Consider the following 20179-nt stretch of genomic DNA (forward strand, 5'->3'; position numbering starts at 1 on the left):
GCATGAAATTAAATCGTTCGTGGAGGTGAAATGAAATGATGAAACCACGCATTACTGTACTCACCTTGGGTGTAGATGATCTGGAAAGATCATTAACTTTCTATCGGGATGGATTGGGGTTTCCGACACAAGGGATAATCGGGAGAGAGTTCGAACATGGAGCGGTTGCATTCTTCGACTTGCAGGCGGGGTTGAAGCTTGCGATCTGGAATCGCCAGGATCTGGCGCATGAGACGAAAGTTCCACTAACGCCGGCCAGCTCGACTGAAATGACGATTGGTCATAATGTTAGCAGCAAAGAAGAAGTGGATCGGGTCATGGGACTCGCTCAACAGGCAGGTGCGATCATCACGGACCCTGCACATGTTGCCTTCTGGGGAGGATACTCGGGCCATTTCCAAGATCCAGATGGTCACTTATGGGAAATTGTTTGGAATCCGGCATGGGAGATCGAGGAATAGATTCCATGCGCAAATGACGGAAGCCACCTTTGGGTGGCTTTTTTCTATGATGGATAGAAAGCCTGAATTTCGTCCTTGATGATCTCCATGAGGAGTGTTTGCGAAGTCGAGATAAACGCATGATTACGCAGTTGTAGAAGACCGACGGGTATCGTATGGTCTGTCCATTCGACGGTTAATTTGGTCAGGCCTGGCGGTAAAGGTGTTGAATCCAGAACAGCCCCAACCATGGGCAGCTGCTGGACGAAATTCGGGATGGCCGAAATCTGACTCACCGTATGCATGAGCGGCGTTGTCGAGTAGCGAGATAACTGGCTGCTTAATCGTCTATGATATAGGCAAGTGCGACCTCCAACGATCAATGGATATACCATCAAATCTGGAAAAGCTATACCGGAATGGAACGCTAAAGGATGATCTTCATGGACGATAAAAGTGATTTGTTCGTGAAATAGGGGCTCAAAATAAAAAGCAGCAGATTCCATAGGTTCTCCGCAGATGGCAAAATGGAGTTGATCCTGAAGCAAGGCGTTCGATAGCGTGTCCGTATTCGCAATGACCATTTGGCAGGAGACCAGCGGCTTATGCTCCTGGAAGCGGCGTAATGAATTCGGCAGTACCTGGCTTGCTAGTAATTCTATGGCTCCGATCGCTATCGTACCAATCTCTTCTTTCTGCAGCGCTTTGGCTTGCTCTGTCACGTAATTCCAATGTTGAATGAGCTTATCGATTTCCGCAGCGAACAATCGTCCCGAATCCGTCAGCTCCGCCTCCCAACCCCGCTTGAAAAGCTGAATTCCTAATTCCTTCTCCAAGCGTTGAATTTGATTCGTTATGGTAGATTGCGCATAATTCAATTTCTGAGCGGCTTTTGAAAAAGTTCCTTCTTGGATGATGGTCTGGAATGACGTGAGTTCCTTTAAGTCCATGATGATGCACCTCTATCGAGAATATTGAATTTATTTATCATTTAATTCAATTATATAGATAAAGGCATTCGGAGTACAATGAGGACATTCCAACAAGAGGAGTGGTGAATCATGCCGTTTGTTCGCGTGAGTTATTTAGAAAATCAATACGAATCGGGTCAATTAAAACTTATTAGCTGCGAGATTATGAATGCTCTTATTGCGCATTTCCGTGTGCCCGAAGAGGATTATTTTCAAGTTTTCCATGCCCATCATGGCAATGAGTTTTATTATAGCCCGAATTACTTGGGTGTAGAGCGCAGCGATGGGTTACTCTATATTCAAATCACACTTAAATCGGGAAGAAGTACAACGCAGAAAACAAGCTTCTATCATAACTTAGCGACACGATTGTCGGATACGGTCCATATCAGAACAGAAGATGTATTTGTCATACTGGTGGATACGGAATTGGAGGACTGGACATTCGGCAATGGCATTGCACAAATGATCCAACCTATTGAAACAGACCCCGCAGAGCCAAAAGCTGAAACGAAGCATCGTACAATTCATTCCAAAGCCAGGGAGGTGTTCGGAGATATTGCGCCTGCCTTTGTTCGTTACTCTGAAGAGGTGCTATTTGAGGATGTATGGAGACGATCGCAGCTATCGCTTCGCGAACGCAGTCTCATTACCATCGCCGCTTTGGTTGCCGAAGGGCACACAGAACAGCTCCCTTATCATCTCAAGCTCGCACAAGAAAATGGGCTCACGCAAGAGGAAATTATTGAAGCGATGACCCATCTCGCTTTTTACGCCGGGTGGCCGCGTGCCGCTTCAGCCATGCAAGTCGTGAAGAATCTCGGGAGCTAAGCTAACGCAGCCAATCGGCTGCGTTTTTTATTATGAGGTGGAACTCCAAGGGGGTACTATACCCAAAATTTCGGATACTGACGCTGCTCGTCAAGGTTATTCACCACAAGTGCGATCACAACAATGACCAAAGAGCCTATAAGAACGGGATTGATCAAAAACGTCCATGGACTGCCCGCCATAATAACGACGATTGGATTGGCCCCTGCAGGCGGGTGGGTAGTTCGTGTTATGTGCATGAAAGCAATGGCCAGTCCTACGCCGAGCGCTATCACCCAAAACGCGTTGCCAAATAAATGAAAGAGCAGCAAACCAACCGCAGCAGATATCATATGCCCTCCGATAATATTTCGAGGTTGAGATAGAGGAGCGTCCCACACGCCGAAGGCTAAGACACAGCTAGCTCCAAATGGGGCCATAAGCCATACGGCTGATGTCAGGTCAGTCAAAAAAGCCAACATACCGATGGCTATGAATCCACCAATGAATCCTAATAGCGCCGTTTTGGAGGAAACTTTCAATGGGCTTTTACCGGATCCCGACATTTTTGAAAAAAATCGATGCCATACATATTTCGTCTCCATAAGAAATCACTTCCTTTGCGAATTAAATAACTAAATTACTAGTTAACTGGTTATTTGTTGATTATATTACGGCAGAGATAAAGGAATGTCAATTTTTATTTTCATAATGGCCTTTCTTGCGTTGCTGCGGATAATACAGTACATTAGTAAATATCCAGTTAAATAGTATTTTAGTAATATAACAACCATAAAATAAGACCGTTTTTCTATGAAATGGAGAAATGATGCGAATGAATAAAGAGTTATTGTTAAAGGTGGATTCGGCATTAAATTTCAGTGTAAATACACAAATAAAAGAACAATTAAAATGGCTAATTGGTCTCGGTGAGATTGTACCAGGCGACATGCTTCCGTCAGCAAATCAAATGGCTGATATTTTAGGATTAAACCGAAATACGGTCAATTTGGTCTATACCCAATTGCGCGATGAAGGATTTTTTGCAATGCAAAAAGGGCGGGGAACGCAAGTCCTGGATAGTTCCAAAGTTGAGGTGTTGAAGAAGGGTCGCCAACCGATGCATCAACTCGTAACGAGGACGATAGAGGAGGCCGCTGCACAAGGCATTCCCCTGGTTGATTTCTTTATATCCGGTTTGGCTTATACTTTACTGCAGCAATCGGATGCAGCCGTACATCTGCAGATTCTTTTTATTGAATGTAAAGGGCATGATCATCTCTTTTATCGCCAAGAAATTGAGCGCGTTACAAAAGCTGAAGTTAAAACCATCTTCTTGGAGGACCTTGCAATAACGGATAGCACGATGATTGAAGCGCTTGAATCTTCAAATGTGATCATTACGACATTAAATCATTCCGCAGAGGTGAAGAAATTATTTTCCCGTTATGAGAAGAAAATGTATGTAATTGGAGCAACGACTGAAATGTCCTTACTTCTAGGTATTGCTAGGATCAAGCCTGAAAGCCATGTGGGTTTCGTATGTCTCGGGAAAGAAGGCGGACAATGGATGGCTAACAGCATTCGCGACGCAGGCATTACGCAGATCCATTCGCATGCCTTGGGAATAGATGATCGGGAGAAATTGCTTGGAGGTATCAAAAAGTTAGACAAAGTCTACGCGTCTCCTGCTGTATTTAAGGAGTTAAAAACGATCGATCCCGATAAAGTGGAATTATATCCTATGGCTTTAGAAAAGAGCAGTGAAAATCTATTGATAGATTTATCTGATGATTTCATGAAACAGATATAACAAATAAAACAAGCAAAACAAGCAATCTAGAATGAATTTCATTATTCTAGATTGCTCGTTTTTACACCATTATACGAATTTACTAGGAACGACACCAAAATGCTGTTTAAAAAGCTTAACAAAATAACTTTTATTATCATATCCGAGCAATTGAGATATCGAATCAATTGTTTTTTCTGAATGGTTTAGCAGTTCCTTGGCTTTCTCCATTTTCATTCTTGTAACATACTCAATGAAATTTTCATTGGTTTCTTTCTTGTACAAGCGGCTAAAATAGCTCGGATTTAAATGTAAATGATTAGCGACCTCATCCAGCGTTATTTTTTGATCCAAGTTGAGTAATACATATTTTTGGGCATTAATAATTTCGATTTTTTTACTTTGTTTAGAAATGTCCTCCATGGTACGAACTGCTTCTTCTATAAAGTGGATGAGCCATTTTTGCAGTTCGCCGATATTACTGATTTGAATCAGCTGTCGTTGTATTTTCTCATTGGCATATTGTTGATTGATTTTCAATTTGAGCATGATATCGAGTACAAGTTTATTAACAAATTGCTTTACTTTATTTGGAGCATACTTTTTATCGATAATAAATTGAATAAAGGGATTCAAGGCATCCTCGACATCGATATTTCCCTCTAGAATCACTCGGTTGATCTGCTCCGAAAATTCTACATAATGATTCAGTAGATCTTCTTTATGAAAATGATAATCCTCTAAATTTTTCATTTTTATGATTTGAGGTTCTGAATAGTAGAACATTTTCTCTGTGTCTTGCAGCAGAAGATGCAGCTGTTGTTTGATCCCCGGATAATCATTCTCTAAATCTCCGACGAGGATCGAGACAGGGAGCTTAAGCAGCTTCATTAACTTATATTGTATTTCCTTGCATCGATTAGAAATATATTCACGAGGATTTATTTTTAAAGTATTCTCGCAATTATATAAAAGGAAGAATTGATAAGACGTGTAACTAAAAAATAATAAATCTGGAATCTCTAGCAATAGCTCTTCCACAGCGTTTTCAATAATAAATTTCAAGGTATGCTCGTCTTCATATCGAATGAATGCATCACTCGTTCGATGGATGCAAGCAACAGCAGGAATAAAGAAGGGGTGGTGTCGAGACAAGCCGAATTTCCCCAATTGTTCCTTCCAAAGATAGCTCTTTGAAACAGGTGCGGATAGAACATCATTTATCCATTTTTCTTTTAAAATGGATTTATTCTGATGTGCTTGAATGTTCAGCTTCTGAAATTCATCTAGATGTTGTTTTTCTTCATCCATCTTTATTTTTAATTTTGAGAGAAGATCTATAATATCAGGTATATCCAGAGATTCTTTCAGAATATAGTCTTGTACACCGATTTGAACCGCTTGTTTCGCATAGCTAAATTCGTCATGACAGGATAAAATAACGAATCTTGGTTGATGTTGATTGATTTTTTTAATGGATTTAATTAATTCGATCCCGTTCATTCCAGGCATACCGATGTCGGTCACAATGAGATCAGGGAGTTCCTTGTGACAGTGCTCTAAAGCCTCTTCAGCATTTGTACTTCGATGGGGCATTGTATAACCAAATGTATTCCAAGGAATCATTGTACATAAAAAATTTAATACGGCTACATCGTCATCCACTACCAATACTTTATACATCATCCTTCATCTCCTCATACTTTGATAATGGGAAAGACAAAGTTATTTTTAGTCCCATATCTTTAGAGCTTATCAAATGAATCGTAAATTCATCTCCATAAATCATGGAAAGACGTTCATTTACATTTTTTAAACCGATTCCATTCATGGAGGTTGAAGCGTTTTCACCTCGCATACTCGTTTCGGATAACATGTGAGTAAGGGAGGCTAGTTTCTCCTGTTCTATGCCAACACCATTGTCTTGAACTGAAATATACAGCAAATGATCTTTTTTCCATGAAGATATGGTTATCTTGCCTTGTTTTTGCATAAGTCCATGGATATATGCATTCTCAATTAATGGTTGAAGCGTAAGTCTGGGAATGGACGCCAAAAGGGTGTCAGATGCAAGATTGGTTATCAATTGAACATCCTCTTCGTGCCTGAATTTCATTAATTTCACATATTGCTGGGCGATATCGATCTCTTCGTGCAACGTTAAAAATTCGTTATTTCGATTTATTGTCATTCTTAATAAGGTTGATAAAGAACCAATGACACCACCAATTTCTTTCTCTCCTTTCATGATGACTTGAAGTCGAATCGAGTTTAACGTATTAAATAAAAAATGCGGGTTAACCTGAGCCTGTAACAATTCTAGCTCCGCTTTTCTTTTACGGGCCTGTTCCATTTGAATTTCATGAATCATTTCTTCGATTCGATCTAACATACGATCAAAGGAAAGACCCAAATAGCCAATCTCATCATTCCCTGTTACTTTAGAACGGATATTTAAATTTCCCATTTCTACGGATTTAGCTGTTTTTGCTAACTTTATGATAGGTCTGATATAGTAACGCAATATAAAGTACATTACGATAGAAAACAGAATAAGAGAGAGTATTTGAAAAATAACAATTTCGTTAAAAAACTTCCCGTAGCTCCCTGTTACGACTTGATAAGGTGTCAAACTTAGCATACTTAACCCAGCAAAGCTTAACGGTTTATTAACGGAGATATATTCTTTATCATTCCAGACTACTCGGTTCTCATGATCTGATGAATTTGAGAACGGAACGGTTGTACCAATTAAACGTTCGTCTGTCTGAGATTGGATCGTTCCTTTATGATCAAGCAGCATCATCGTTTGATCTGATGCGTATTTATCGAAAATTTCATGGAATTCTGCTTCAGGTTTACTTAACACGATGATAGCGTTTGGTGCATTGGCATAGAGTTTAAAACTATGAGCAATGGTAATCAGATGAGGATAACGATCGGCATCTGCCGGAACATTGTTGTCTAAAACTCCGATCCAACTTGTCATATTGGTGGGTTGCTTTGACATAGATAAGAGCCAAGGCTCTTGATACATATAAGATAAATCGTTTGGATAGACGGAATAATTGGAAAAGTAAAGCCCATTTGGCAGAAATATGGTCACATAGCATTTCCCACTGAAATACATTAATTCATTTAATTTTTCTGTAACAAGCTTATTGGCGAAAAAATCAGTTTTATTTTCTTTACTCTTGTAGCTATTCCAAGCTAATCGTAGGTTGGATATCATTTCACTATCATATTGAATCGAGTTAAACGCATGAATCATATTATTGATGATATTGGATACATAAAGCTCAGCAACTTCTAAGGATTGCTCAGACTTCGTAGATGCATTATTCATTAACATGTTATTTGTATAAATACCCGTTAATCCCATGCTAATCGCAGAGGGGATCAAGAGACATAACAAGGCGGTAGCGATCAATTTTTTCCTCCAACTCATGGATGCTCTGCTCATCACATTCTCCTGTATGTTCATTAATATGAGATTATTGGAAAAGAGGATGACCTAATGGCATCCTCTTGGTAACTGTTATTATGTTACGAATTATTGGTTAGCATCTATGATTTTTTGCAAATTCTCTTTAATATTTTTCATCGTCGTGTCGATATCCGAGTTGCCTAGTATATATTTCTCAGCCTCAGCAATATATGCTTTCTCTAAATCGGCGCTATAAGAAACGGCAGTCGGGGGATTCGGAAGCTTGGAAACAGAAAGTGTGTTCATTAAAGAACTTTTGTCGATCATTTCAGGAGACATGGTCGATGAAATGATTGCGTCGACTTCTTGATTCAAGTCGGCGTTTTTCCATGCAGAAAGCTGTTTCGTCAATGACATTCCTTCAGTGGATAGGAAACGAAGGAATTCATAGGATTCTTGCTTATGTTTCGAACGAGAAGAGATAACTAGTGAATCTGCTAAGCCAAATGAATAATTTTCATCAGATGCGTTATTTTTAGGCCAAGGAGCAAACGCAGAATGGAACGTCGCCGGTATCTTGTCTGTTCCACCTGCTTCAGAAATCATCCAAGGTCCTGTTGGAATCATACTTGCTTTACCTTGGAAATAAGCATCGCGATATGGAATTTTTTGCGATACAACATCTTGGTACGGTGTTGCGGAATGATCGGCATATTCCATATTATAGCGTAGTTCCAGCGATTCTTTCATTAAAGGATTGTCATTATTCAGTTTAGTACCATCATCCGTCATAATACCTTGATTTTCAGGAGAACTATATAGACGGAGTAGGAAATAATCTTTCCACGTATGGAAGAAGGTACCGTAACGTTTGTTAGGACCTTCACCCTTCGTTAGTTTCTTCGAATAATCACGGAACTCATCCCATGTCCAACTTGTTGGAACACTCAACCCAGCTTCATCGAGTTGATCTTTATTCATGAGAATGAACCATGGTCCAAATTTACCGGGAAGTGAATACCGCTTGTTTTCATATTTCATTTGTTCCGCTTTATATACATCCTCATATTGAACTCCCTCAGCTTTTAAATAATCATCCAAGGGTTCAAGCATATCATTAGAAGCTCTTTGACTGAAGTTAGGTGTTGAATTAAGGGAGAAGACGTCAAAATCTTCATCTGAAGCATACATAATATCAATTTTTTTCAAAGTTTCGTTCGAGTCATTTTCTACTATGGGAATATATTTGACCTTGATATTCGGAAATTTTTTCTCAAATGCATCGATGGCTGGTTGATAAACCGCTGGTTTTTCCCAATTGAGAAACTTAATCGTAACGGGACTCTGATCTGTACTGTTTGTGCCTTTGTCGGAAGATGTGGATGACTGTCCTTGATTACTACCACTACTTCCGGAACAACCTGCAAGTAGGCTTGCTAGCATAATGATGGTTGTCATTATGCATAACACTTTCTTCTTCATCTTTGTTAACCTCCCTGGAATAAAAGCGTTTTCATTACACATAAACACAATAATACAATAGCATCGTACAACAAAGTTTCGATTTTTACCTTTTTCAAAATTTCTTTACCCTTTAACCCCGCCCATTGCAATTCCTTCCATGACTTGCTTTTGACCAAGGATAAAGATAAGGAGTAGAGGGATAATGGCTGAAACCGTACCTGCCATGATTAAGGAATAATAAGCTCCACTCTCACTGGAAAATTTTTGAATACCGATTTGAATCGTAGAAAGATGATCACTTCTTAAGAAAATAAGTGGGTTTTGATAGTCGTTCCATGTCCAGATAAAACGCAAAATGGCATAGGTAGCGATCGCTGGACGAACGAGGGGAACTGCGACTTTTGTAAATAAGATACGCTGTCCAGCACCATCCATTCTTGCAGCATCGAGAAATTCATTATGCAGACCCATAAAGAACTGTCTCAACATAAAGGTACCTAAAGCACTAAACGAGCCAACAAGAATAAGTCCAAGATGACTATCAAACAAGTGTAACCATCTAAAAATGATAAATTGAGGTACGATGATGGATGAGCTTGGGATCATAAAGGTCATGAGCACAAGAATAAATAGCACATTTTTACCTATAAATTCTAATTTAGCAAATGCATAAGCGGCCATACAGGATACCGTAACGGAAATGATCGTTGTCAGTACGCTGATTTTAATAGAGTTCCAATAATATAATCCAAAAGGATGCTCACCAAACCAGACTTCGGTATAGTTCTGAACGGCTTGCCAATTCTTAGGTATCCATTCAATTGGGTATTTGAACACATCGACCTCCGGTTTAAAGGAAGCGGATAACATCCATATAAACGGTAAAAGGAAAGCTATTCCGAGAATAAGCATAAGGATGGTTATGGTGACTTTCCATAACTTACTTTTATTTTCCATAATGTTCCTCCATAATCAATAATTAACCCATTTTTTCTGACCATACAGTTGAAAAACGGTAATGAGAAGGACGCATCCGAACAATGCCCAAGCCATCGATGAAGCGTAACCGGTTTTTAAGTTTTCAAATGCTGTCGTGTATAAATAATAGGTGACAACAGAGGTCGAGTAAGATGGACCTCCCTCAGTTAAAACTTTAATGATATCAAAAGATTTAAAAGAACTAATGAGACCCGTTACAAGTAAGAAGAACGTTGTGGGTGATACAAGAGGCAATGTGATTCTTCTGAATCTTGTCCAGGGACCTGCGCCGTCCATATCAGCAGATTCATAGAGATCCTTAGGAATCGATTGCAAAGCTGCCATATAGACGATGAGACAGAAACCGATACCTACCCAAGTCATAATAATCATGACGGAAGGAAGTGCATAATGGATGTCTGCCAACCATTTTGGTGGATTGTCCATTCCGATGGATCTTAAAAATTGATTGATCGGTCCATGAGAAGGTTGGAACAATAATTGAAATACGATTGAAACCGCAACGATACTAGAGATATAGGGCATAAAGAAGACGACTTTAAAGAAATTTTTGAAATATACGCTTTTATTAATGATGACTGCCAATACCAACGAAAGGATTAATTGAACCGGAACAACCAGTAATAGGATGAGGTTATTTTTGAAAGAGGTGATAAAAACCGGATCATCAACTAACTGTGTATAGTTACGGAATCCTACAAATTTCATTTTGTCGAGTCCTGCGATAAAACTCCATTCTGTAAAACTAAATATTAAAGATAAGATGGCAGGAATAATGGTGAGGATCGTCAATCCAATTAGCATAGGACCGACAAACACATATCCCGCAAGATTCTCTCTTTTTTCTTTTAACATCAAACGATGCGCGTTTTTCTCTTTATTTTTTTTGAACCGCATGCTCATCACCTCATCTATTCTTATAAAATTGTTGCATGACATAAAACGCAGGTTTTTTATAAGATTTATCCTCAGACAGAAGACCTTTGGTATTATAATAATTTTGCGTTACCGGATGAAGTCTGCGAGGACAACGGAAGTCGTATAAGATCCATGAGCTTAGTCCTTTAACATATGAGATTTGTCCGAGCACTTGTATTTGCTTTTTGTAAATATGTGATTGACAATCTTCTGTTCCTTTATCATCTACACAGCCCCGATGACCTGCCTTGGCATCCGCTCCGAATTCGGTAATGATTACAGGCTTCGCAGGTTTACTATTCTCGAACAGCTTGATTAGATTATTGAAATCCGTTTGATACCAACCGTAATATTGATTCGCACCGATGATATCTAAATGTTCAGCTAATCGATCTTTAATCACATGGTTTGCGTGATCCAACAAGCATGCTGCGGAGACAAGTTTTGTCTCGTCTAAAGCTTTTGCCCGTTTGGCAAGCGAACTCATAAATTGCAATCGTTCTTCTGTATCTGCATTTTCATTCCCTACGGACCATACAATAACGCTTGCTCGATTATAGTCTCTGATAATAAGCTCCGAGAGTTGATTTTCTGCATCTCGATAAGTATCGGGGTTATGGAATTCAATCGCCCAATATACCGGAATTTCCTCCCATAGCAGAATCCCCATTTCATCTGCAATCCGTGCAGCTTGTTCGGTATGCGGATAATGAGCAAGACGCATATAATTGCAGTTCATTTCCTTAGCAAGCTTGAAATTCTCGATAATTTCAGCATCTGTTATCGCTTTTCCATGGAGGACGCTTTCTTCATGAGCTGCGATCCCTTTCAAATAGATGGGCTTGCCGTTGAGGATAATGTCATGACCTTGCACACGGATTTCCCGGAAACCGATTCGTTCTTGAATGGTATCCTCCATATACGTTACGGTAATGTCATATAGCTTTGGATTTTCTGGAGACCATAGCTCCGGTTTCGCTTTTATCGTACATTGACCTTTACCATGACGTATTTGAATGGTTTCATGAATGTTGAGTTCGTTAATATCTATGTTTGCCTGACCGTCAAGAGCTGCACCATCGATTTCGACGGAGATTTGAATATTTGAGAATGTTCCATCGGGCTTGAGAGATAGTTGGCAATTTTTAATGAAAGTCCCTGGCAAGCGAATGAATTCAACATCACGATAGATACCTCCGTAGTTAAACCAATCTGTGTTCTTGCACGGGACGTTGCTCGCTTTGCGTGTGTTGTTTGCCACGACGAGAATACGGTTCATAGCTTTCAATTCGTTGGTGACTTCGATATAAAATGGCGTTGATCCGCCTTTATGGCAGCCAAGAAATTGTTTGTTGAGAAAGACTTTCGCATCGTAATTTACAGCACCAAATTTGAGGAAAACACGTTCTTCTCCGTGATTCTCATACTGGAAGGTGCGTGTAAATATCATGCTTCCTTCATAATAAAAATATTGTTCACGTTGCACATTCCAACAGGAAGGGATCGTCATTCGCTCCCATTCATCGAAGCTAAAGTCCATAGGATTATGCAAACCATCATTGTCCACGTAATTTTCCTCGTACCATTTGGCACGAAGGCAAGTATCATACTGATCGACACCAAAATTCCAAAAACCATTCAGCGATTCTTTATTGCGACCATGATCAGTGATCATTGATTCATGTGTAATAGGTTTGGTTAAAAATAGATCTTCGTATGCCTCATTGTGAAGTTGATCAACATAATTTTTTGCGTGATCCATTGCAATCACTCCTCTTTCTCTGATGTATATAATTTGATTGATCTTCTTCTATTTAATCGTGTTTCGCAAATCTTAATAAGAAAAATTATTGACTTATATTGAAAAAAATTGACCATCTATTTTACTAGAGGTAAGCGATAGGATTTGCCGCGATTTCCCTTTTATTCTGCTTTGGAAATCCCTATACTTATCAGATGAAAGTATCATTAGAGCGAAGGAAGTAAAAAGGATGGATATACGCAAATTACATTACTTTATCGCGGTAGCGGAAGCACTTCATTTCAGCCGTGCTGCGGAAAAATTGAATATGACACAGCCACCCCTAAGTCAGCAAATTCAAGATTTGGAAGCAGAACTTGGCGTGAAACTGTTGGAACGCAATAAGAGGCAAGTTCGTCTTACACCTGCGGGGAACGTTTTCCTGGAGGAAGCAAAAATGATATTAGCTCAATTGGATCGATCCATTAAAACGACGCAACTGGCCAGCCAAGGAATCATCGGACATTTAATCGTTGGATTTGTAGATTCAGCTGCGGGAGATATCATGGTAGATATTTTGAAAGTATTTCGGGAACGGTTCCCGCACATACAGCTAACATTATGCGAGATGACTTCCGCCCAGCAATGGCAGGCATTACATGACGGAACGATTCATGTCGGGTTTGTGCGTTTCATCGAATCGGCCAAGCATATCGACTATCGTACCTTTACCAACGAATCGCTTGTTGCCGTATTGCCCGAACAGCATCCGTTAGCCAGATTATCTTCAATTTCTGTCCGCTCTTTGGAACTCGAATCGTTCATTTTGTTTCCGCGTCATCTCGGCGTTTCATTTCATGATCTTATTCTTGGTTTTTGCGCACAACATGGCGTTTACCCGAAGATTGTACAGGAAGCCATTCAGATGTATACCATTGTCAACTTGGTAGCAGCCAATTTGGGCGTTTCCATCGTACCTTCTTCAGTTGCCGTTTTTCAGCGGAGTGGCGTCGTATTTCGGCCCTTTGAGGAAAGTGTGCCGCCGGTTCCCCTGTATACTGCTTGGAGAACCGACGTGAATAAAGCAGTCTTATCAGCATTTCTAAAGACCGTGGAAGAAGTGAGTTCAATAGCCATTGGTAACAGATAATACGGGAGTTAACCGGTTTTAGCTGGATCGCGTTCAATTAGCCCATCTAATGTCGTATCAATTTGACGCATCACCTCAGGGTCAAGACGAACCCCTGCAGCTTTGACGTTTTCTTGTACTTGCTCTGGTTTGGATGCCCCAATGATGGCGGCTGACACCTGTGGATTTTGCAGCACCCATGCGATTGCAAGCTGAGGTAATGTTAACCCGGCTTCACTCGCGATAGAGGAGAGCTTAGATACGGCCTGCAATACTTCGGATCGCAGCCATTGACCAGCTAATCGTTCGAAAAATGGAGCTCCCGCTGAAGTCGAAGCACGTGACCCTTGCGGCAACGGTTTGTCCGGCGCATACTTCCCGGATAGAATTCCTTGTGCAAGAGGCGACCAGACCACTTGTCCGATTCCTTCTCGTTCACATGCGTGAACGACTTCCGTTTCGATGACACGCCATAACATCGAATATTGCGGCTGACTCGCCACCAGGGGAACCTTCAGCTCTCGCGCTAATGCAGCACCTTTGGTAATCTGGTCTGCCGTCCATTCACTGATCCCGACATATAGAACTTTTCCTTGCCGAACTAGATCCGAAAAGGCCAGAAAAGTTTCTTCGAGGGATACGGTCGAATCAAAACGGTGGGCGTAATAGACATCGACGTAATCCGTCTGTAATCTGCTTAGTGAAGCGTGGCAGGCTTCCATGATATGTTTTCGGGAAAGACCTCTGTCGTTGTGTCCTGTTCCTGTCGGATGGTATACCTTGGTGCATAATTCCAAGCTCTCCCGACGCAATCCTCGCAAGGCTTGACCTAACACGGTCTCTGCCCTCGTTTCCGAGTACGCATCCGCCGTATCAAATGTCGTAATCCCGGCATCCAGTGCTGCATGAACACAGGCATAGGCCGTCTCATTGTCCACTTGAGCGCCGTGGGTAATCCAGTTTCCGTAAGCGATCTGACTTATTGCTAAACCGCTGGTTCCTAGTTTTTGATAGATCATGTTTATTCCTCCTTTAGATAACAATTCGATCGTAGCAAACCTCTATTCATAGGTGAAATATTCTTTTCTGTACGTTTTGATTCGAAAAACATATAACTGGATCGGGGGTCTTCACCTCGGAACTGGGATTGACTCTGGCTAGTCCCGAAATTATAATGGTCATAGCAACTATAATCATGTCATATAATAAGGAGACTCCCTTTGGAATTAGAAAAGTATATAGGTGTTGTCGTACACCGGGCAGATTTGAAGCTTAACAATTTTTATCAGAAAGTGGTAAACCCTTTTGATATTACAGTAGATCAATGGGAGATATTAGTCATTCTTTGGGAAAAAGAAGGTATCACCCAAAAAGACCTTGCGGAAAGACTGTATAAAGATCAGACGAACATTGCTCGGATGTTGTTCAAGCTTGAAAAAAAGGGCTTTGTTCATCGTGTAACCCATGAGACGGACCGCAGATCGTTGCGTGTTTACTTAACGGCAAAAGGCAGGGACATTAAAGAGGAGATCCTTGCTCCGTCGATTGAGGCCTATAAGAAAACGATCGAAGGATTATCCGAGCATGAAGTTGAAACATTTAGAAGAATACTAGCAGTGATGTATAACAACGTGAAGGACCTGTAGAAATTCAGGTCCCAACGTTTTAAAATATATTACGGTCTTATAGATGCTATGGCAACTATAATCAAGACCATTATTTATCGTGTCTGAATTTATATTATATACTTGTCAAGACAACTACCGCTTTGGCAAGTAAATGGAGAGGTGCGAGCATGGAAAAGAGTGAAAGCAAAACAGGAATTTTTGACGTCCGTTATAGAGCTTTGACAATCGGCATCATTTTGGCTGTTAGTACCGTAGCGTTCGAGGGTTTAGCTATAACAACGATTGCTCCCAATCTGGCACAGCATCTAGACGGTATTCACTTATATGGCTGGATATTTAGCGCCTTTCTGTTGTCGCAAATATTAGGCACGATGGTCGTCGGCCAGCAAATCGGCAAAATAGGCGTGTATCGTTCATTTTCCTGGTCTATTGTTATTTTTGTGGTAGGTATTGTGATAGCGGCTACCTCCATGAATATGTCGATGATCATCGGGGGAAGAGTGTTCCAAGGTTTTGGCGCTGGGGCGATTGTAACATGTGTATACTACAGTATTACATTAAGCTATCCCGATGCACTTAGAACGAAAATTTTGGCTGCTTTCTCTAGCGCTTATATTTTGCCTGCTTTGATCGGGCCTTATATTGCTGGGTTGCTGGCGGAATATGTATCGTGGAGATTCGTGTTCTGGCTTGTATTGCCATTGATCGGATTGGCCGTATTCCTGACGCTTCCTTCATTTCGCAAGCTGCAAGCGGATAACATGCCGGTTAGAAAAAGTAGTCGTAAAGAAGGCTACGCTATAATGCTAACGATAGGCACGGGGCTGCTGCTGTCCGGATTGGGGTATATATCCGATTGGAAAGGTATTGTACTTTCATGTTTAGGGTTGATCATCATGGTCTGGCCTCTGCAAAAGCTGCTCCCCGAAGGCACGTTCATCGTCAAGAAAGGGCTTCCGGCAACGATCGTATCAAGGGGGTTGTATGTTGCGTGCTACGTTGCTACCGAAAGCTACGTTGTATTGGCATTAACGAAAGTGAGAGGATTGTCAGCAGACCTTGCCGGGTTGATTGTCGCTGCGGGTGCCTTAAGCTGGTCCACGGCAGCTTGGCTGCAATCTAAACTGGACGAGAGGGATCGCGGTCGTGGTAGAAAAAGACGGATTATAATCGGTATCGGGTTCATGATCGTGGGGGTTTCGCTGGTCATTACGGCTGTAAGGTTTGAGAGCGGCGGAGTAGTATTTGCCGTGATTTCACAAATATTTACGGGCTTCGGCATTGGCTTGGCAAACCCGACCACTGGAGCCATTGCGCTGAAACATGCTAAGCCAGGCGAGGAAGGCGAAATTTCCGCCTATCTTCAATTTGTTGACGCTTTTTGTCCGGGATTAAGCATCGGAATAGGCGGAGCATTGATTGCTGTAAGCGAACATTTTAACGGAGGTATCTTTACGGGGATAATGTTGGCCTTATGTACTCAGTTGCTTTTCGTCCTTTTGAGCTTTATCGTGTCTTTCCGTATTGCAGAGAGGAGCGATTAGAAAGGATATTGTTGGTGGTAGAGTTTCGTTGCGGCGGACTAGACGCTCCAAGTCATCGAATGATATGATGAACAATGGGTGAAGAAAATGACAAATGAAACTATGAACAATGAAACATCGAACAGCAGCAATGAAGAAACCGTTTCAGAAGAGAAATGGACTGAACTGATTCAAGCTGTACATCATAATGGTCTCGTTGCTTTGGAAAGATACTACAATGATGTCCAAGGACAGGTGTTGAACCACGAAGTTTACGGCCCTATTTTTATTTATCAAGTGAAAGATGATTCGGATAGCGGATATGTATGCGGATTTTTCCTTCGCGAATTGATCGAGAAGTTCCAATCGGCCAATAAACCGGAGGAATGGATGGCATCCTTTTTCGTGGAGTTGATGAAGAACAAGGGTGGTAAATTGCTGCCGAAATCTCCAGAGAACGAAGAAGAAGCCAAGGCACTCATTGATCAAGTGCTCATCCCGCAGTGTATTGCGACGGTTCAAGAAGAGTTTCCTGAGCAAGTTCATGCAGGTTTGGATTGGAATGAAGAGCATGGTCCCGTGTTTGAGGCGGGATTTCCAGTGATCAGCGAAGGGAATAACACCTGCGCATTTCCTGTCCACTTTTTGCTGATGCAGTTACTGTTGAATCGGGATCCTGCCGATTTGATTCTTCAAGGGTTATACAAAATTCAGGAAGAACATGGTCTTACGTAATAAGGAGATCACAAGAAGCCTTGTCCCACAAGGCTTTTTTTCTTGCTATCGATTAAGATTCCTCGAAGTACCCCTCAAGTAACGATTCGAACATTTCTCGGCTTTTCTAGAATCCATCCATCATTTTGTTATCCATTGTTCCTTACTCTAGTGATCTCATTTCTGACCGCACGGTCTATTTCGTATATGGATTCTGCCGAATCATCTGAATCAGGTTTTTTGCAGCAGCTGACAGCTCTTCGTCTTTACGTGTACAGATGGCAATCGTATTTTGAAGATGGATGCCGTCAACATACACTCGGCATAACTCACCGCGCTCGACATAATCGCGTACAACTAACGAAGACACGAAGTTTGCTCCATAACCTGCAATAACCGCTGTGATCGCCTCGTGCAATCCATTGAATTGCAATGTGATTCTGGGCGCTGGCGTGCTGTATGTTCGACATAACGCGAGTAATCTTTCACGTGTCGAACTCCCTTTTTCTCGCATGACAAAAGGTTCCCTCATCATTTCGAGCAGCGAAACATGCTGGTTTGCACATCGGTGATTCGGCGCAACGACAAACCATAGCTCATCTTGAAACAACTCCTCGGTCTGAATCGTATCCGGATATTCTTCCGGTAAACCTCCATAAATCGCTAAATCGACATCCACATTCAAAAGCTGCTTCAGCGCATCATTTGAATTGGTTGTGGTAATTGTCATTTCGACTTGTTCATATTGCTGCTTAAACTTTGCAATCCACGTGGGTATCAGAAAATGTGCAGGCAAATACGTCGCGGCTAATCGAATATGTCCGTTAGTGCCATTCTGGTAGTCCTGCGAAAATTGTTCGATTTGCTGTTCAACGGCAAAAAGTCTCTTTGCGAGCAGAGCCATTTTTTTACCGGCTTCCGTCAGAGCAATCCCTCTTCCTTGAGGTTTAAGCAGGGAGATGGATAGTTCTTTTTCGAATTTTTTAACCTGCGCCGTAATAGATGGTTGACTTATATTTAATATTTCTGAAGTCCGCGTTACACTTCCTGTTGAGGCGATCACATGAAACAATCGTAATGCATGCAGATTCATACCCAAGTCTCCTATCGCTAAAATTATATAATTATTATATAAGTATCGCTAAAACATATATTATATTTATCATTTTAATTCATTTACAATAAAACCTGAAGTTAATAATAACGAGGAGCGTGATCGCCATGCGTCAATCGAATACGTGGGAGATAGTCGATCAGTATATTACGGAGTGTCTCATTCCCTATGATTCTGTTCTTGAAGAGGTATTGCTTGCGAATAAACAAGCAGGACTGCCTCCAATTGATGTAGCACCGAACCAAGGGAAATTATTGAACATTTGGGTTCAAATGAAGCAGGCCAAACGTGTTCTGGAAATCGGTACGTTAGGGGGATACAGCACGATTTGGATGGCTAGAGCGCTGCCTGCGGATGGACATTTGGTGACGCTAGAATTGGAGCCGCGGCATGCTGAGGTGGCGCAAGCGAATTTCGTCCATGCGGGGGTGGATCATCGCATTGAGCTTCGCGTGGGAAATGCGCTGGATCAATTGGCGAAGCTAGAACAAGAGAATACCGAACCATTCGATTTGATCTTCATCGATGCGGATAAACCGAACAATCCGCATTACCTCAAATGGGCATTGCAGTTCTCCCGCCCTGGCACGGTTATTATTGGCGATAATGTCGTACGCGCCGGCGAGGTGGTTGACGTGCACAGTACCGATCCCCGCATTCATGGCGTCAGAGCCTTTTACGATATGCTGGCGGCGGAGCCGAGCATCGACGCGACAGCGATTCAGACGGTCGGCAGCAAAGGGTATGATGGATTCGCCATCGGGATCGTGCGGGGATAAATACGAGCAAGTGAAAAAAGCAGCCGTGATGAGGCTGCTTTTTTTCGTTTATGAAGTCTTAATCAGCTCTTTGGCATGCTGCTTCCCTGCCGTGAGGAGGTTGTCGCTTAGCGTGGAATCACTAACAGATCGTGCCAGCAATAGCGTTCCAACCATGGAGCTGAGCAAGGCACTGGCTGTAGATTTATCGACTTCCGCCAGATCGGCGAGAAAATCAATCATACGCTCTACCTCTTGGGTGAAGATGTTCCGAACCTCCTCCGAGGATCGGGATATTTCACTGGAAAGGGCAGGGAGAATGCAGCCCATCTCTGTTCTGTCACGGTGCTGCTGGCTGAGATAATAATGGATGACCGCGTTGATTTTGGGTTCTTGCTTCTCCTGGTTAGCGGCTTCTTGCAGAAGTGCAATCGTATCGCTTATAGCATACTGGCAGGCTTCGGCGACCAGCTGTTCTTTGTTGTCAAAATGTGAATAGAACCCACCATGGGTTAGACCTGCTCCTTTCATAATGACAGGAACGCTGATGTCGCGAATCCCATTCATACGGAAAGCTTGGGCAGCACTTTCAATGATCCTGCCTCGAACTTTTATCTTATGGCCTTCAGGATAAGGCATCACAATCACTCCGTTACTCATAATACGTCTTTAAAATATTATAGTTATCATAATTAAGCGTGTCAATTTCCCTCGTGCAACCGTTATGTTCCAGGCAAGTGAATGGTCTGAG

At 41.7% G+C, this 20179-nt stretch carries 19 protein-coding genes and 1 pseudogene; 9 read left to right on the forward strand and 11 right to left on the reverse strand.

Translation table 11 applies throughout. The annotated features are described in order from the left end of the window. Positions 1 to 38 precede the first annotated feature (38 nt). Positions 39 to 461 carry a VOC family protein gene (locus BVG16_RS01060; RefSeq protein ID WP_078497244.1) on the forward strand — a complete coding sequence of 141 codons (423 nt, stop codon included), beginning with the start codon at positions 39 to 41 and terminating at the stop codon, positions 459 to 461. A gap of 44 nt (positions 462 to 505) precedes the next feature. Here BVG16_RS01060 and BVG16_RS01065 read toward each other — a convergent pair whose 3' ends face one another. Further along, positions 506 to 1390, reverse strand: coding sequence for a LysR family transcriptional regulator (locus tag BVG16_RS01065; RefSeq protein WP_078496690.1), 885 nt, complete (start codon positions 1388 to 1390; stop codon positions 506 to 508). A gap of 111 nt (positions 1391 to 1501) precedes the next feature. Here BVG16_RS01065 and BVG16_RS01070 point away from each other — a divergent pair. Together BVG16_RS01070 and BVG16_RS33040 are read left to right on the forward strand one after the other, a co-directional pair. Beyond that, positions 1502 to 1882: pseudogene (locus BVG16_RS01070) on the forward strand (tautomerase family protein); the annotation flags it as partial. Then, a complete protein-coding gene (locus tag BVG16_RS33040) occupies positions 1877 to 2242 on the forward strand; it encodes a carboxymuconolactone decarboxylase family protein (protein ID WP_198957413.1) in 366 nt (121 codons plus the stop codon). The pseudogene BVG16_RS01070 and the gene BVG16_RS33040, both read left to right, overlap by 6 nt. 56 nt (positions 2243 to 2298) lie before the next feature. On the opposite strand, the gene BVG16_RS01075 is transcribed toward BVG16_RS33040, so the two are convergent. Then, positions 2299 to 2826: an HPP family protein gene (locus tag BVG16_RS01075; protein WP_078496691.1), complete on the reverse strand. Its 528-nt coding sequence runs from the start codon at positions 2824 to 2826 to the stop codon at positions 2299 to 2301. Between the two features lie 230 nt (positions 2827 to 3056). On the opposite strand from BVG16_RS01075, the gene BVG16_RS01080 reads away from it, so the two are divergent. Further along, on the forward strand, positions 3057 to 4034 hold the full coding sequence (locus BVG16_RS01080; protein WP_158081589.1) for a GntR family transcriptional regulator: 978 nt from the start codon (positions 3057 to 3059) through the stop codon (positions 4032 to 4034). Positions 4035 to 4103: 69 nt separating this feature from the next. Here the strand turns inward: BVG16_RS01080 and BVG16_RS01085 are convergent, their stop codons facing one another. The 6 genes from BVG16_RS01085 to BVG16_RS01110 form a co-directional block, all read right to left on the reverse strand. After that, complete coding sequence (locus BVG16_RS01085) at positions 4104 to 5699, reverse strand: response regulator transcription factor (protein WP_078496693.1); 1596 nt, start codon at positions 5697 to 5699, stop codon at positions 4104 to 4106. Further along, the gene (locus tag BVG16_RS01090; RefSeq protein WP_158081590.1) at positions 5689 to 7476 is read right to left on the reverse strand and encodes a sensor histidine kinase; all 1788 of its coding nucleotides are present in this window, start codon (positions 7474 to 7476) and stop codon (positions 5689 to 5691) included. Before BVG16_RS01090 ends, BVG16_RS01085 begins: the two co-directional genes overlap by 11 nt. Before the next feature lie 90 nt (positions 7477 to 7566). Continuing rightward, on the reverse strand, positions 7567 to 8922 hold the full coding sequence (locus BVG16_RS01095) for an ABC transporter substrate-binding protein (protein WP_158081591.1): 1356 nt from the start codon (positions 8920 to 8922) through the stop codon (positions 7567 to 7569). A 105-nt stretch (positions 8923 to 9027) separates the two neighbouring features. Then, entirely contained in the window at positions 9028 to 9861 is an 834-nt protein-coding gene (locus tag BVG16_RS01100) for a carbohydrate ABC transporter permease (RefSeq protein WP_078496696.1), read from the reverse strand. A 15-nt stretch (positions 9862 to 9876) separates the two neighbouring features. After that, positions 9877 to 10800, reverse strand: a complete 924-nt coding sequence (locus tag BVG16_RS01105; RefSeq protein ID WP_078496697.1) for a carbohydrate ABC transporter permease — start codon at positions 10798 to 10800, stop codon at positions 9877 to 9879. Between the two features lie 10 nt (positions 10801 to 10810). After that, positions 10811 to 12583 (reverse strand): glycoside hydrolase family 2 protein, encoded by a 1773-nt coding sequence (locus BVG16_RS01110; RefSeq protein ID WP_078496698.1) that lies wholly within the window; start codon positions 12581 to 12583, stop codon positions 10811 to 10813. A 229-nt stretch (positions 12584 to 12812) separates the two neighbouring features. Between BVG16_RS01110 and BVG16_RS01115 the strand changes: the two genes are divergently transcribed. Then, complete coding sequence (locus tag BVG16_RS01115) at positions 12813 to 13712, forward strand: LysR substrate-binding domain-containing protein (RefSeq protein WP_078496699.1); 900 nt, start codon at positions 12813 to 12815, stop codon at positions 13710 to 13712. A gap of 8 nt (positions 13713 to 13720) precedes the next feature. Here BVG16_RS01115 and BVG16_RS01120 read toward each other — a convergent pair whose 3' ends face one another. Further along, a complete protein-coding gene (locus BVG16_RS01120; protein ID WP_078496700.1) occupies positions 13721 to 14710 on the reverse strand; it encodes an aldo/keto reductase family protein in 990 nt (329 codons plus the stop codon). 201 nt (positions 14711 to 14911) lie between these two features. Here BVG16_RS01120 and BVG16_RS01125 point away from each other — a divergent pair, with 201 nt between their 5' ends. From BVG16_RS01125 to BVG16_RS01135, 3 genes are all read left to right on the forward strand, one after another. After that, entirely contained in the window at positions 14912 to 15337 is a 426-nt protein-coding gene (locus tag BVG16_RS01125) for a MarR family winged helix-turn-helix transcriptional regulator (RefSeq protein WP_078496701.1), read from the forward strand. A gap of 149 nt (positions 15338 to 15486) precedes the next feature. After that, the gene (locus tag BVG16_RS01130; protein WP_078496702.1) at positions 15487 to 16863 is read left to right on the forward strand and encodes an MFS transporter; all 1377 of its coding nucleotides are present in this window, start codon (positions 15487 to 15489) and stop codon (positions 16861 to 16863) included. A gap of 87 nt (positions 16864 to 16950) precedes the next feature. Continuing rightward, the gene (locus BVG16_RS01135) at positions 16951 to 17577 is read left to right on the forward strand and encodes a hypothetical protein (RefSeq protein ID WP_078496703.1); all 627 of its coding nucleotides are present in this window, start codon (positions 16951 to 16953) and stop codon (positions 17575 to 17577) included. Positions 17578 to 17752: 175 nt separating this feature from the next. Here BVG16_RS01135 and BVG16_RS01140 read toward each other — a convergent pair whose 3' ends face one another. Continuing rightward, positions 17753 to 18649 carry a LysR family transcriptional regulator gene (locus BVG16_RS01140; protein WP_078496704.1) on the reverse strand — a complete coding sequence of 299 codons (897 nt, stop codon included), beginning with the start codon at positions 18647 to 18649 and terminating at the stop codon, positions 17753 to 17755. 128 nt (positions 18650 to 18777) lie between these two features. Between BVG16_RS01140 and BVG16_RS01145 the strand changes: the two genes are divergently transcribed. After that, on the forward strand, positions 18778 to 19449 hold the full coding sequence (locus tag BVG16_RS01145) for an O-methyltransferase (RefSeq protein WP_078496705.1): 672 nt from the start codon (positions 18778 to 18780) through the stop codon (positions 19447 to 19449). Positions 19450 to 19497: 48 nt separating this feature from the next. On the opposite strand, the gene BVG16_RS01150 is transcribed toward BVG16_RS01145, so the two are convergent. Then, positions 19498 to 20067: a TetR/AcrR family transcriptional regulator gene (locus tag BVG16_RS01150; RefSeq protein ID WP_078496706.1), complete on the reverse strand. Its 570-nt coding sequence runs from the start codon at positions 20065 to 20067 to the stop codon at positions 19498 to 19500. Positions 20068 to 20179: the final 112 nt, after the last annotated feature.

It is taken from the genome of Paenibacillus selenitireducens, assembly GCF_002021565.1.
GTDB classification, from domain to species: domain Bacteria; phylum Bacillota; class Bacilli; order Paenibacillales; family Paenibacillaceae; genus Paenibacillus_K; species Paenibacillus_K selenitireducens.